At 59.1% G+C, this 13,296-nt stretch carries 9 protein-coding genes; 2 read left to right on the top strand and 7 right to left on the bottom strand.

Annotated features, from left to right (window positions below; all coding sequences use genetic code 11):
- Positions 1 to 5: 5 nt before the first annotated feature.
- The 6 genes from Q1A59_RS17960 to Q1A59_RS17985 all read right to left on the bottom strand — a co-directional run bounded on the left by Q1A59_RS17960 (position 6) and on the right by Q1A59_RS17985 (position 8,670).
- Positions 6 to 3,794, bottom strand: coding sequence for a right-handed parallel beta-helix repeat-containing protein (locus Q1A59_RS17960; protein WP_299645322.1), 3,789 nt, complete (start codon positions 3,792 to 3,794; stop codon positions 6 to 8).
- Positions 3,795 to 3,934: 140 nt separating this feature from the next.
- The gene (locus tag Q1A59_RS17965) at positions 3,935 to 4,930 is read right to left on the bottom strand and encodes a sugar phosphate isomerase/epimerase (protein ID WP_298408192.1); all 996 of its coding nucleotides are present in this window, start codon (positions 4,928 to 4,930) and stop codon (positions 3,935 to 3,937) included.
- A gap of 50 nt (positions 4,931 to 4,980) precedes the next feature.
- Positions 4,981 to 5,901 carry a DMT family transporter gene (locus tag Q1A59_RS17970; protein WP_298408189.1) on the bottom strand — a complete coding sequence of 307 codons (921 nt, stop codon included), beginning with the start codon at positions 5,899 to 5,901 and terminating at the stop codon, positions 4,981 to 4,983.
- Complete coding sequence (locus tag Q1A59_RS17975) at positions 5,898 to 6,770, bottom strand: hypothetical protein (RefSeq protein ID WP_299645323.1); 873 nt, start codon at positions 6,768 to 6,770, stop codon at positions 5,898 to 5,900. Before Q1A59_RS17975 ends, Q1A59_RS17970 begins: the two co-directional genes overlap by 4 nt.
- Before the next feature lie 3 nt (positions 6,771 to 6,773).
- Complete coding sequence (gene pheS / locus Q1A59_RS17980) at positions 6,774 to 7,823, bottom strand: phenylalanine--tRNA ligase subunit alpha (RefSeq protein WP_298408184.1); 1,050 nt, start codon at positions 7,821 to 7,823, stop codon at positions 6,774 to 6,776.
- A gap of 40 nt (positions 7,824 to 7,863) precedes the next feature.
- The gene (locus Q1A59_RS17985; RefSeq protein ID WP_298408181.1) at positions 7,864 to 8,670 is read right to left on the bottom strand and encodes an RNA methyltransferase; all 807 of its coding nucleotides are present in this window, start codon (positions 8,668 to 8,670) and stop codon (positions 7,864 to 7,866) included.
- A gap of 916 nt (positions 8,671 to 9,586) precedes the next feature.
- Between Q1A59_RS17985 and Q1A59_RS17990 the strand changes: the two genes are divergently transcribed.
- The gene (locus Q1A59_RS17990) at positions 9,587 to 10,603 is read left to right on the top strand and encodes a LacI family DNA-binding transcriptional regulator (RefSeq protein WP_298405630.1); all 1,017 of its coding nucleotides are present in this window, start codon (positions 9,587 to 9,589) and stop codon (positions 10,601 to 10,603) included.
- 53 nt (positions 10,604 to 10,656) lie between these two features.
- Positions 10,657 to 11,763, top strand: coding sequence for an ABC transporter ATP-binding protein (locus Q1A59_RS17995; protein ID WP_298405628.1), 1,107 nt, complete (start codon positions 10,657 to 10,659; stop codon positions 11,761 to 11,763).
- A gap of 128 nt (positions 11,764 to 11,891) precedes the next feature.
- Here Q1A59_RS17995 and argC read toward each other — a convergent pair whose 3' ends face one another.
- Positions 11,892 to 12,890, bottom strand: coding sequence for an N-acetyl-gamma-glutamyl-phosphate reductase (gene argC, locus Q1A59_RS18000; protein WP_298490654.1), 999 nt, complete (start codon positions 12,888 to 12,890; stop codon positions 11,892 to 11,894).
- Positions 12,891 to 13,296: the final 406 nt, after the last annotated feature.

The following is a 13,296-nucleotide window of genomic DNA, read 5'->3' on the forward strand; positions in this document are numbered from 1 at the left end:
CGCTCCTAGCGGGTCACAAGCGGTATCCAGACCGCCGGGACTTGTACGCCTGACGAATCGCGCACAATGGCTACATCTTGCACCTCGGCGCCGCTGAGCGGTTCGGTCGAACCGGGGATCGAGGCCCAGATGCGTAGCGTCTCGCTCGTGCCGGGTAATATGAACTCACTGATCCGTACCCTTACTCGTAGCACAATTTGGTTGATCCTCCCGCTACCCGTAGTATTATCCAGCGTTACCTTGTTATCAACAATAGAAACACCGCTGGTGGCTGACTCAAACGCGATTAAGGTACTGCCACGACTGGCAGCGAAATTGAGCTGGAAGGTCGCCCGTCCGTTGCTTGTGTTGCGCAGCGTATGCAGGAACACGACTTCACGCCCAGCCTGCACATCCTGCTCTTGATTGCTGCGCAATTCGGCGGCGTGGCGTAAGCCAACGCTGGTGATGTTCGTCATTGTAATCGCCTGTGTGCTAAAGCCACGCGGCGTCGCGGTGATAACGGTCGTAGCCCGTACCGGATTACCGCTCGCGTCGGTCGTCTGCGCACCGGCTGGCACGGTGATCTGTACGGCAATTTCGGCACTGACTCCCGGCGCTAATGTTACCGTTGGTGTCAGCACCGTCGTGTTGTACGTGTCGAGACCGATCAGGTCGGCAGTGGTGGCGCTCACATCAACCGGCACGGTCACATTGCCATTATTGGTGATCTGGTGGCGGTAGATGTAGGTGTCAGCCGGCAAAACGGTTGCGGCGCCATTGGCCGGATTGGTCACGAGTACCGGCAAGGCTTCAACCGCAGTGCGCAGAGTTTGGGTGATCGGATTAAGCACCGGCCCCGTCAACGAGACGGTGGTAGTATCCGTAATTGGCACCTGCACAGATGGATGGCTTCCGGTAGGAAGGGTCAGCGTAACGGTCAGCAATTGGCTCGCGCCGGGCAACAGCGTGAAACGTTCGCTCGGCGCAACGGTCGCCGTCCAGCCGCTCAGCGTGCCGGTGGCCGTGAAGCGGATTCGATTGATGCCAAGTGTGCCATGGTTTTCCAACCGCAGCCGGTACGTGACACTGCTGCTGGGTGCAGCGCTCTGTTCGATGGGATCAACGGGGATGAGGCGTAGATCGATTGTAGGTGTAAAGACACGGAACACCGAGGTATTGCCGAACAGATCGGTTGCAGTAAAGAGCAGTTGGCGGTAGTTCTGGGGTGGGGTGCTGAGCGTGGCATTAAAGACGCCGGTGCCGTTGGCGCTCGCGCTAGTTAGTGGTTGCCAACCCTGCCCATCAGGCGTCGCTAGACTCGTATCATCGCCATAAATATGAATTGTGCAGCCGCTGCAGGCTGATACCGGATCGAGATCCTCTTCGCGTTCGGCAGTACTGGCAAAGACATTGCCGCTCACCAGCCCATCTTGGAAGACTTGGAAATTAAACGGCGGATCGATGCTGTGGTTCGGGAGCGTAAGGTTTTGATCCGGATCAGGCGGCGTTCCGCTGTACAACGTCGCGTTGGCCAGCTCAATCCCGCCGAGGGCGTTAGCCGCCATCTGATTTTGGCTAATCGTCACCCGGCGCGCCGTATCAGTGACCAGCACGGCGTAGCCGCCATTAGCGCGCAACCGGTTGCTGTTGATGACCACGCCGAGGCTACTGCCGCCGACTTGAATACCATCGCCGCTGTTTTGCTCGATCACATTGCTATCGTTGATCGTCACATTGCGAACATCGGTTAAGTGTATGCCATCGTCAGCGTTCGCGCGTATCTGATTACCGCTCAGCGTTGCAGTGGTAACGTTCGTGAAGCGGATTCCATTAGCCGCGTTTAGCCACACCAGATTACCGCTCAGGGTGGCGGTTGTTACGTTTGTCAGCGCAATACCGACTCCGGCAGGACGGGCCAGCGGATCGGGGCCGCCAGCCGGATCGGCTACCCAGCCAATCTGATTCTGCTGGATCGCGATCGACTGGGCATTGCTTAGCTCAATCCCGGCGGTGCTGCCGTTGCCGCCAATCGTATTGTTGGCAATAGTGACTTGTAAGGCCTCGATGACGCGGATCGCTGGGCCAGCGTTGGCTGCGGCAACGCTATACGCATCGCCGGTCGCGTCGCGGCGCAATCCTAGGGTATTAGCGCGCACGGTAATGCTCAAGCTGTTTGTGCCGCTAATATCAATCCCGGGGCCATTGGCAGCAGCGATGATATTGCCGTTCGTGCTGCCGATCGTGACATTTTGGCTATCGATCACAGCAATGCCGGCGTCGGCACTGCTGAGCGCCGTGCGGCCATCGGCGCTAAGGCCAATGATGTTACCATCGAGGGTCGCGCTGCCAACGTTGCGCAGCCGGACATCGTAGCCGGTATTGGCGGCAATTCTCGAATTGGTCATCGTCACCTGCGCCGTGCCGTTGAACTCAACGCCGCCGCTGTTGGGGAAGGTCGCTGTGCCAGTAGGGAGCGCCGCAACAAAAGCGTTCGTGATCGTAACGCTGCTCACGCCGCCGCCAACCCAGATCCCCGGCCCGCCATTGCTGCCAATGCGTACATCAGCCGTGGCACTACCGATAGCAACATTACCGGCGCTCTCGCTGATCCGGATTCCGCCTTGGCCGTTTGGCCGCGGGCTAGTAGAGACACGGCTCAAACCAATGACGGTATAGCCATTAATCATGGTGTTAGCTGGCGCTGCGCCGCCGCCGCTCCGCACGTGAATGCCATATCCGCTATTGCCGCTGATCACCAACGGGAAAGTGGCACTAGAACTGCCGATCACCGTCGCTTGCACTCCGTCTTCGATCCGGATGCCGTCGCCGCCATTGCCGAAGGCTGCTTCGCTGTCGAGATTGATCCCGATCAAGTTGCTGCTGATCGTTGTGGTGTAGGTTTGCGAACCGCTAATGAAGATTCCGCTGAGACCGTTGGCACCGATCATATTGCGTTCTGCATTGGTTGCGCCGCCGATCACATTTAACTCAGCGCGTCCGTTTGGATCGCTGGTCGTATCACTCAGAATTTGGATACCATAACCGCCGTTGGGCCGTATGGTAGTGGCAGTGGTGAAGAGCACGCCGATCCGGTTCGCTCGTATTGTGTTCCGTGAAGCGTTGATGATGACGATCCCGTTGGCAATATTGCCGGCGATAGTATTAGGGGCTGAGGATTCACCGATCTGATTACCGTGCGCGTTAGTGCCGATCAGCATCACTCCGTTGCGGTTGCGGATAGCTTCTGTCGGTGTCGTGCCATCGAGTTGCAACCCAAGATAACAATTGCGCACGATATTATTGGCGCTACTGATATAAATACCGCTGCCGCGGTAGCTACCCACGTCGCTGCTCACGCCATAAATTGCTAGGCCCTCGATAATTGCGCCGCCGCCATTCAACACGAGGCCAGCGTCAGCGCCGTTGGCGTTGATGGCCACCTGCGGCGCACCGGCTAGTACATTGGCGCTGATCGTGACATTCGCGCGCGTGATCGGCGGCAGCCGTTCACTTAAAGTGATGATGTAGGGGGCGCTCGCGACTGAACCCTCTGTTACGAGATCGAAGTTGATAGTAATCCGGTTCGTGCCGGGGGTGCCATTTGCTTTGGCAATTGCTTGGCGCAGGCTGCAATTGGTATTGACCAGATCATCAGTACAATGGCTGTTAATGTCAGTGACAGGATTGTCGGCCAGTGTGTCAACGAAGAATTCATCAACCCCGGCCTGCCCAAAGCTTAAGCGCGGCCAGATTAGAATACTGCTGACAAAAACGGCAAGAATGACTAACTGCCAATATCTGCGCGCATGCATGCGAACTCCTTGCGCCATCGAGCGGCGCGCAGCAAGCGGATTAGCTCCGTGTAGGAACGTTCTCTTCACCATTGGTTCTGATTGTAACACGGTGTATAAGCTGGCTGAAGAGGCAACCAGACAGGAATTTAGTCCTATCTTTACAGCTTGGGCAAGATGCCGATTGTGCGCAGGTACGCAATCGAAGCAGCGTATTGTTGGTCTTCGTACAAACTAATCTGCTCTTCGCTGGCGCCGCGCTCCCACGGCGTGCGCCAATCGTCATCGCGCAAGCGCATCGTTTGGGCAAAGAGGCGCAAGACTGGCAACACCTCGCGCACGTCGCAGGGTGGGTAGCCTTGCCACCAGTCATCGTCGAGGATGCGCACGTGGCGGGCACTGTGACTGACCAGCTCGATCTGGCAGGCGACGTCAGGGGCGTGTTTTTCAATTTGGCCCAACAACCGGCGAATGTCAAGATCGCCTTCGCCAAGGGCGCAGCGCACGAGCCGCCAGCCTTGAGTTGTTGGGTAGGTTTCATAATCCGCCAAATGGACATTGCGGATCAGCGGGCCAAGTCGCTCGACGGCGGCGTAGGGTGTTTCACCGACCACTAGCGTGTTGACGGCATCAAAACAGACCCCGATGTACGGGCTGTCAATCGCGGCGCAGATCGCGGCCAGATCGGCGCTGGTGGCATCTTGGTGGTTCTCGACCGCCAATACGATATTGTGTTCGGCAGCCAGCTCGATGACCGCGCGCAGCCGTTCAGTCACATCGGCCAGATAGGCTGGCCAATTGTCAGTGAATGGACGGCGGTAGCCTTCAAGTACCGGACTGATCAAGACACGCAGTACGCGCGCACCTACCATTGTCGCTGCCGGGATGTGGGTGCGGAGGAGATCTACATTCGCGATCTCGCTATCAGCGACCGGTGTCAAACCGCACAGATTCAGCCGTTCGCGCAGCGCATGTAGCCGATCAGGCGATAGGTCAGGCAACAGGCTGAGCGGAAATTCAATGCTCTGCAAACCAGCACGCGTAGCCAGCGTCACAATATCTTCAACGTCGAGCGGATGGCTGACAGCACGTGGAGTGCCGCGGCCAATCAGGCCGCAGCGATAACTAAAACTTAAAACGGATAGACCGATCAACACGCCCAAACCTCAGTGCAATCTGGTAGACCTTTATTATACTACAATTGCGACTAGCCGGTCGCCTGTTGAGTTGTACTAGCAGGGGAGCGTTGTTCGGCAATCGAAGCAATAGCAATCCCGCCGAGCAAGAGGACAATTCCGCCAAATTGCAATGGGGCTAGCGTTTCGCCGAAGAGGATGAAGGCAAGTAGGGTTGAACCGATCGGTTCACCTAGAATTGCTACGGCAACATACGTGGCTGATAAGCTGCTGAGCGCGTAGTTAAAGGCGGTATGACCGAGCAGTTGCGGGCCGATGGCCAAGCCGAGGATTAAGAGGTAGACATACGGCGGGAAGCCGAAGAATTGCTGGCCAGTGACGATGGCCCAGATGACCAACACCACCGCCGCGCTAGTGTAAACCAGCCAGATGTACGCCAGTACCGACAGCCGTCGGCGCAGATCGCGCCCGATCAGCAGGTAGGCGCTGGCTGTAGCTGCGCCAGTCAACGCTAGCGTATTGCCGAGCAGCGGGTTGCTCTGGGTCGGGTTGGCGCTGTCGCTCACGCTGATCGCAATCGTTCCGATCAGAGTCAGGGCAATGCCGAGCAGCGTTGTCCAATGCAACCGTTCACGGAAGAGGAACAGTGAAGCAATCCCCACCCAGAGCGGATTGGTTGACACCAGCGCGGCGCTGCTCGCTACCGAGGTGTATTCGAGCGAGCTAATCCAACTGGCAAAGTGAACTGCCAAAAACACGCCCGCTCCCATGCCGAACAGCACATCGCGCTGGCGCAGACGGCGAATCTCGCCGCTGGCCCGGCTGAGGGCCAGCGGGGTTACGATCAGCGCCGCCAGTCCTAGCCGTCCGGCGGCAATGCTAAGCGAGGGCATGCCAGCGCCCTGCGCGTAGCGGATCATAATTGACGCTGTGGAAGCGATCAAGACACCGGCGAAGAGTACGGTGTACAGCCACAAACGATTCTGGTTCATGCAGTTACTTTCGTCCAGCGTACCAGCGGCGCGGCCACCCACGTAGGCGGGGGCGTCTGGTACAGTTGGGTGGCATCGCTGGCCACCAGATCGAGTATCTCTCCGTGGAGGGGGCCGCGTAAAAAGCGGAAGACCTGCCCAGCGTCGCGGGCATCGCTCTTGGCACTCACGCAGTGTTGGTTGTAACCCCAGTAGTCACCAGCGGCAAGCAAGCGGATGCCCTCCTCGATCGTGCGGCGGGCTAATGCCAACCCGCCGGTCTCTGGGGCCAGTGCTTGTTCGGGTGGATCACCATAGCCGATGCCGTGGTGGAAGGGATCGGCGGTCGAGACGATCACTGCATCGCGGGCCAATTCGACTAGCTCGTCAATGCCGGGCAGCAGCTCGGGGTGACCGCCGGCCAAATACGGATACCGCTCGATGACCTGTGGCCCGCGAATCCCGCGCCGGCGGGTTTCTAGCTCCCAGAAGAAGCGGAAGCTGTAGAGGGCGTGGTCAAGCTGCCATTCAGTGCCGCGGTCGAGACCCGGCCCCTGAATGCCCCAATACCGTTCGGCGGCAGGCGATCCGCCGGCGGCAACCCGTTGGCGGGCCTGCTCCATCTCGTCGTTCCAAGCATGCAAGACGCTGATCACCAGCACCCGATTGGCCCCGCTATCGAGGCAGGCATGCACTGCGGCGGCGATCTGGTGGCCGCAATCAGCTACCCCAGCGTGCGGAAAGACAATCACACCGCCAGCAGCCAAGGTGGGCGCGAGATCCCACTGACGGGCCCGATCGAGCAACTCGTAGCCGCCTCGCTCGCCGAGCGCCTCGTGTTCAGCGCGGTAGAGATCGTGAATGGCTTTGTTAAGTTCGTCGCGGCGCATCGCTCACCCAAACTGCTCAACGAAGCGTTGGTCGCCGCTATAGAACCAGCGAATATCATCAATGCCGTACTTGAGCATCGCTACCCGTTCAGGGCCGAAGCCGCCGGCAAAGCCGCTGAATTCCGCCGGATCGTAACCACCGTTGCGCAGTACATTCGGATGCACCATCCCGCAACCGCCGATCTCAAGCCAACCGGCGTACTTGCAAATCCGGCAGCCCTTGCCGCCGCACAAGAAGCAGGTTACATCCATCTCGGCGCTCGGTTCGGTAAAGGGAAAGAAGCTGGGGCGCAGCCGCACTTGCGTGCCCGGCCCGAACATCCGCTCGGCAAAGAAGCTCAGCGTGCCTTTGAGATCGGCCATCGTCACGTTGCGCCCGACGGCCAAAAACTCAAACTGGTGGAACATCATCTCGCTACGCACCGTCACCTGCTCGTTGCGGTAGACTTTGCCCGGAATCAGCACCCGCAGCGGATTGGGCGCATTGCGCCGCATGGCGTGGATTTGGCCGGGCGAGGTGTGGGTGCGCAAGAGCACCGATGGCGCGCCTGCCGGCATTTCGACATAAAACGTGTCTTGCATGTCGCGGGCCGGATGGTCATCGGGGAAGTTGAGCAGGCTGAAGTTGAACGCATCGTATTCAACTTCAGGACTTTCCCAAACCTGAAAACCCATCTCGGCGAAGATCTGCTGCACCTGCCGCAAGATCTGGTTGGTGAGATGGATATAACCGACCGCAGGCTGGCGTCCGGGCATAGTGACATCGATCCGGTCAGCGGTCAGCTCGGCGGCGATTGCCTGCGCTTCGAGCCGTTCTTTCGCGGTAGCGAACGCGGTTTCAAGCTGTTCGCGCAACGCATTCACCCGCTGGCCAGCCAATGGCCGTTCTTCGACAGGCAACGCGCCGAGGCCGCGGCTGAGGCGCGAGAGGCGGCCTTGCTTGCCGATAAAGCGGCTCTTCCATTCGGTGAGGGCAGCTAAGTCGGTGACTGACTCGAGGGCGCTGAGGGCTTCTTGTTCGAGCGCAGCCAATTCATCGAGCAGTGTAGTCATGCGGCACCATCTTGTTCCAGAGACGCGATCATTGTTGCTATTATACATTGTTGCGCGCCGAGGAAAGGCAGGCATTGGCGTTGCGTTGGCGCAAGGCTTCAAACAGGATAATACTGCCAGCGACGCCGGCATTGAGCGATTCGATCGGGCCGGCCATGGGAATGGTGATGGTCTGGCGGGCGAGTGCGCGGGCAGCGGCGCTGAGGCCGCGCGCTTCGTTGCCAATGATCAGTGCCGCCGGTTGGCGCCAATCAACCGCATAGTACGGTTGGCTGCCGGCGCTATCGGCGGCGTACACTGGATCATTGCCAAGTTCCGCTGCAATCTCTTCCCATCCCGACAGGCGGAGCGGTACGATAAAATGCGCTCCCATAGCGGCACGGGCTACCTTAGGGCTAAACGGATCAGCGGTGCCGGGAGCGCAGATGACAAGGCCCGCGCCGGCTGCCGCTGCCGATCGCAGCAAGGTGCCGACGTTGCCGGGGTCTTGGATCTCGTCGAGCACGAGCCGGATACCGGGACGGGGCGGCAATTCTGGCCATGCGACGGCGGCAATCACGCCTTGCGGGTGTTCGGTATCGGCGGCGGCAGCCACAACGGCGGGAGTGGCAGGGAAACAACGAGGCATTGTTTGCAGGCGGGCGAGTAACGCTGCGCCAGCGGCAGTGGCTGCCAGTTGCTCAGGCGCATAGAGGGCAAGGCGCAGTTCGGCTCCGGCGGCGAAAGCGTCTGCCACAAGTCGCACACCTTCGATGACGAAACTGCGCTCGCGCCGCCGATCGCGGGCCGAGGCGGCTAGTGCGCGCAGCCATTTGACGTGTTGGTTAGCGGTGCTGGTAATTACCATGGGTTAGCACATAAATGCGAACATACCAAAAGGCTATAGTTTATTATACGCTGAAGCGGATAGTGAACGAGAAGGCGCGAAGCAAGCTAAGGCGCAAAGGAGGCAAACGCCAAGGTACGAATCACGCGAAGCACGCAAAGGATGTAAGTGTAAAGGCGCCAAGCCCGCGAAGAGGCGCAGGGGATGGGAGGATCCTTTGTGTTCTCAGCACCCTCTACGGTAAAAAATATACCCCCGCTCCCCCTGACGGCGGGAGCGGGGGCGGCGGGGCGAGGGGCATCAGCCTGCGTAGCGGGCTTCGTAGCCGTAGCCCGACCCTTCAGGGCCGGATTCCCTGCGCAGCGGTAAGCGGTTATTCTCGATTAGATTAGATGTTCTGCTTATCCCTAGAGCCTGTTATGCACTTCGGAGATAAACGTGGGATGCGTTCAGCCTGACACACCAAGCCTATCCACGCGATGTGAGCCTTCATCGCTCTCTACCTGACCTTCATGCCTAAAGACGCCCCGCAGCGCGACCACTCGCTGCGTGAGGTTGTGAATGGATGGCGTTAGAGCGTCCACACGGGCGTAGCGATGTTGCAATGCAACGTCGCTCCAACGCGCATGCTGCCCACCGATCTGCCGCCGTGGGACACCGTCGCTACTGGGAGACGGTGCAATGCACCGTCTCTACTCAGCGCGCCGCGCTCGTCCATGAATGGCGCGCGTTCGCCGGAGTGCATGTGCTGGCCAGTGCGCTCCTCATACGGAAGCGGTTCATTCCCGTTATGGTCGAACGTACATAACAGGCTCTAGGGTAAGGGTTGGAAAGGGGGAGGGGCATTCCCCATTGACTGCCTTGACGGCGTGACAGTCACGTGCTATATTTTGCTTAACCGATTAACCGCTTAAACGTTTAAAGCGGAGTAAGAGCTGTGGCCACCATCAAAGATGTCGCACGGCGCGCGCAAGTCTCCACCGCAACGGTCTCGTATGTGCTCAACGGCACCGGCACTGTCAGCGACGCCACTCGTGCACGCGTACTGGCCGCCGTAGCCGAGCTTGGCTACCAACCCAACTACAGCGCCCGCGCCCTCCGCACCCGCTCGCACACCATCGGTGTCGTCGCCCCCGGCATTGCGAGCCGGCTTGCCGACCCAGCCACCGCCGAGATTCTGGCCGGTCTCAGTGAAGCAGCTACGGCTGCCGGTTACTGCCTCTTGATCGCTGCACCTACCGATAGCGAAGCTGAAGGCGAACTCGATCTACGCCTTGCCCGTAGCGGCAGAGTCGATGGTCTTATCCTCTTCGATCTGCATATCGATGATGAACGCCCGGCATTACTGACCAACGCTCACATTCCAACGATCGCCATCGGCGCGCCAACCAACGGCGTCGCCTGTCCAATCGTTGGCTTCGATCTCCGCGCCGGTGCTGAACAAGCCACCCAGCATCTTATCCGACTTGGTCATCGCCGCATTGCCTTGCTCACAGTGCCGTCAGACCTCAGCATCAGCGAGCCATTCTACGCTGGCTATGTGACTGCGCTGCACGCTGCTGGTCTACGTCGCGATGCTACTTTGGTGATCGAAGCTGGTACCAGTGAAGACGATGGCGTAGCAGCAATGCAAGAGCTACTAGCGGCTCGGACACCGCCTACCGCTGTACTAGCCGCAACCGATACGCTAGCATTCGGCGCAATGCATGCTCTGCGCGACTCCGGTAAGGTCGTTGGGCAAGATGTCTCGGTGATGGGGTGTGACGATCTACCACTGGCGGCGCATACCTATCCGCCGCTCACGACCCTGCGCGCGCCGCGCCGCGAGCTAGGTGCGACCCTCGCCCGCCATCTGATTGGCCTAATCGAACGACGCACCGTTCCACCGGTTACGCTGCTGCCGGTGCGTTTGATTGTCCGTCACTCCACCGCTGCGCCGCGCGCAGCCGGTTGAGAATAGAGCATGAATCGGCGAGCGCAAACTCGCCCAGCAAAGGAGTGTTGCCAATGGCCTCGATTAAGTATGATCACGTATGGAAACGGTTTGGCGAAGTCACCGTGCTCAAGAATCTCGACCTCGACATCGCCGATGGCGAGTTTCTGGTGCTGGTCGGCCCGTCGGGTTGTGGTAAATCAACCGCACTGCGCTGCCTCGCCGGATTGGAAGAGGTCACCGAAGGGCGCATCTTCATCGGTGACCGCGATGTGACCGACATCCCGCCCAAGGATCGCGACATCGCGATGGTCTTCCAGTCCTACGCGCTCTACCCACACATGAGCGTCTACGACAATATGGCCTTCGGCCTTAAGCTCCGCCGCGTGCCCAAAGCCGAGATCGACCGGCGGGTGAAGGAAGCTGCCGAGATGCTCAGCATCGCCCACTTGCTTGACCGCAAGCCCAAGGCTCTGTCTGGCGGCCAGCGCCAGCGCGTTGCCCTTGGCCGCGCCATCGTGCGCGACCCCGCCGTCTTCTTAATGGATGAGCCGCTCTCGAACCTTGACGCCAAGTTGCGCGTGCAGACTCGCGCCGAGATTAGCAAACTCCACCAGCGCCTCAAGACCACCTTCATCTACGTGACCCACGATCAAACCGAGGCGATGACGATGGGTTCACGCATCGCTGTCATGCGCGATGGCATCTTGCAGCAGATCGACACGCCGCAGAACCTTTACGATCACCCGGTGAATATGTTTGTGGCCGGATTCATTGGCAGCCCGGCAATGAACTTCTTTGAGGCGAAGCTTGAGCGCACCGACGGCGGGGTGAGCGTGGTGGTAGGCAAAGAGTTTGTCTTGCCGGTGCCGGCTAGCAAGCTCGATCACGTCAGCAGCCACATTGGCAAGAGCGTTTATTTCGGTATTCGCCCCGAAGACTTGCACGACGCTCACTATGTACCGCGTGGCGTTGATGAGCGGGCCAAAGTGCGTGCCGCCGTCAATGTCGTTGAGCCGATGGGATCCGAGATCTACGCTTACGTTGAGAACAGTGGCAAAGAGTTCATTGGCCGCTTCGACCCGCGCTCAAACGCACGCACCGGCCATACAATCGATGTGGTCTTCGATATGGAGAAGATGCATATCTTCGACCGCGAAACTGAAAAGGCGTTGACGTAATCTGACGACACAGCCGCACTGCCGTGCGGCTTACCGAGAACAAGCACGCTATACCCTTTTTCCCCTCTCCCCTTGTGGGAGAGGGGGAATACCCCTATGTGGAGGAGGGGCAGGAGGTGGGGGGTAGACTATAACAACCCTGTCGTTTCAGCGAATCCCAACATCAGATTCATATTCTGCACAGCCTGCCCAGCTGCACCCTTCACCAGATTATCAACGACCGCGACCACGATTGCGCGGCCCGGTTCGACCATCTGATGCCCAATCACCACATAGTTCGTGTGTTGCACGTGGCGCAGTTCCGGCAACTTCCCAGCCGGCAAGACGTGAACGAACGGCTCAGCGGCATACGCATCGGCGTACACCGCAGCGAGCGCCGTATCGTCAACTTCTGGCTTAAGATTGACATAAATAGTTGAAAGAATCCCACGGAAGACCGGCAGCAGATGAGGGGCAAAAATAATGTGCAGCCCAGTCTCCTGTTCCATCTCGGCCAGATGACGATGGACGCGGCCAACATTATAGGCGCTAAAGGTCTCGTGGGTCTCGCCAAAATGCGTCTTCAATGATAGCGAACGACCGGCCCCGGAAACACCCGACTTACTATCAACAATAACCGTGGGATCAGCAAGGAAACCGGCGCGCACCAACGGCACCAGCGGCAAAATGGCCGTCAACGGATAGCAACCGGTATTCGCCACCAAGCGGGCTTGACGAATGCGTTCGCGGTGCAGTTCAGGCAGACCGTACACCGCCAACTCAAGTAAGTCCGGCGCCGGATGCGGCTTACCGCGTCGCGCTGCGTAGACTGCGGGGTCGGCAATGCGAAACGTGTCGGAAAAATCGACCACCTTCGCGCCGGTAACCAGCGCACGTTGCACAATCGGGATCAAGTCGGGGGTGTTATGGGGAAGGCAAGTGAAGACCACATCAACACTCGCCGGATCGACCTCTTCCGCCGCAGTGAGCCGCAGATCGCCCACAATCGGGAAGACCTCGCTGAGGCGCTGCCCGGCTGCTGAACGAGCGGTAGCAAAGGCAACTTCTACCGTTGGATGACGGGCGAGCAGCTTTAGCAACTCGATCCCGGTGTATCCGGTTGCGCCATAAATACCGACACGGGCCATTGGTGCGCTCCTCGTACAACGAACGAATACCCTACTCGCTCCATTGTACTCTACTTACCACGTGCGGTCAGGCGCGATGGCGATCACGGCGGGGTGAATCTGGCCAAGCCGGCGCAAGAAGTTCAGAATCCGAGTAAACATACCCATTACTCCTCTCGCAGACGACCGAACACCTGTGCGCAACGCTTCTCCCCGGCGCATCGAACAGTTCAGCGGAGAAGGCATTGAGCGCACACGCTGCTTCACGCAGCCGCAAGCCGGTGAAACCCGGCGGGTGAGCGGTCATCGGACATTATCGATGCGCCATGATCAGCATAGCATAGCCATGTTAGTGTTTCATCAGCCCAAAGGTTGAGGAGTATTAACGCCGCAGGAATACACTGCCATGTGTCTCCCGTAGGGCGGA

It is taken from the genome of uncultured Chloroflexus sp., assembly GCF_937951745.1.
Classification (GTDB): Bacteria; Chloroflexota; Chloroflexia; order Chloroflexales; family Chloroflexaceae; genus Chloroflexus.

What these genes read in the sequence shown, in the direction of transcription:
- Q1A59_RS17960 (WP_299645322.1), bottom strand. Translation starts at nt 3,794, where the DNA reads ATGCATGCGCGCAGATATTGGCAGTTAGTCATTCTTGCCGTTTTTGTC.
- Q1A59_RS17970 (WP_298408189.1), bottom strand. Translation starts at nt 5,901, where the DNA reads ATGAACCAGAATCGTTTGTGGCTGTACACCGTACTCTTCGCCGGTGTC.
- Q1A59_RS17975 (WP_299645323.1), bottom strand. Translation starts at nt 6,770, where the DNA reads ATGCGCCGCGACGAACTTAACAAAGCCATTCACGATCTCTACCGCGCT.
- pheS (WP_298408184.1), bottom strand. Translation starts at nt 7,823, where the DNA reads ATGACTACACTGCTCGATGAATTGGCTGCGCTCGAACAAGAAGCCCTC.
- Q1A59_RS17985 (WP_298408181.1), bottom strand. Translation starts at nt 8,670, where the DNA reads ATGGTAATTACCAGCACCGCTAACCAACACGTCAAATGGCTGCGCGCA.
- Q1A59_RS17995 (WP_298405628.1), top strand. Translation starts at nt 10,657, where the DNA reads ATGGCCTCGATTAAGTATGATCACGTATGGAAACGGTTTGGCGAAGTC.
- argC (WP_298490654.1), bottom strand. Translation starts at nt 12,890, where the DNA reads ATGGCCCGTGTCGGTATTTATGGCGCAACCGGATACACCGGGATCGAG.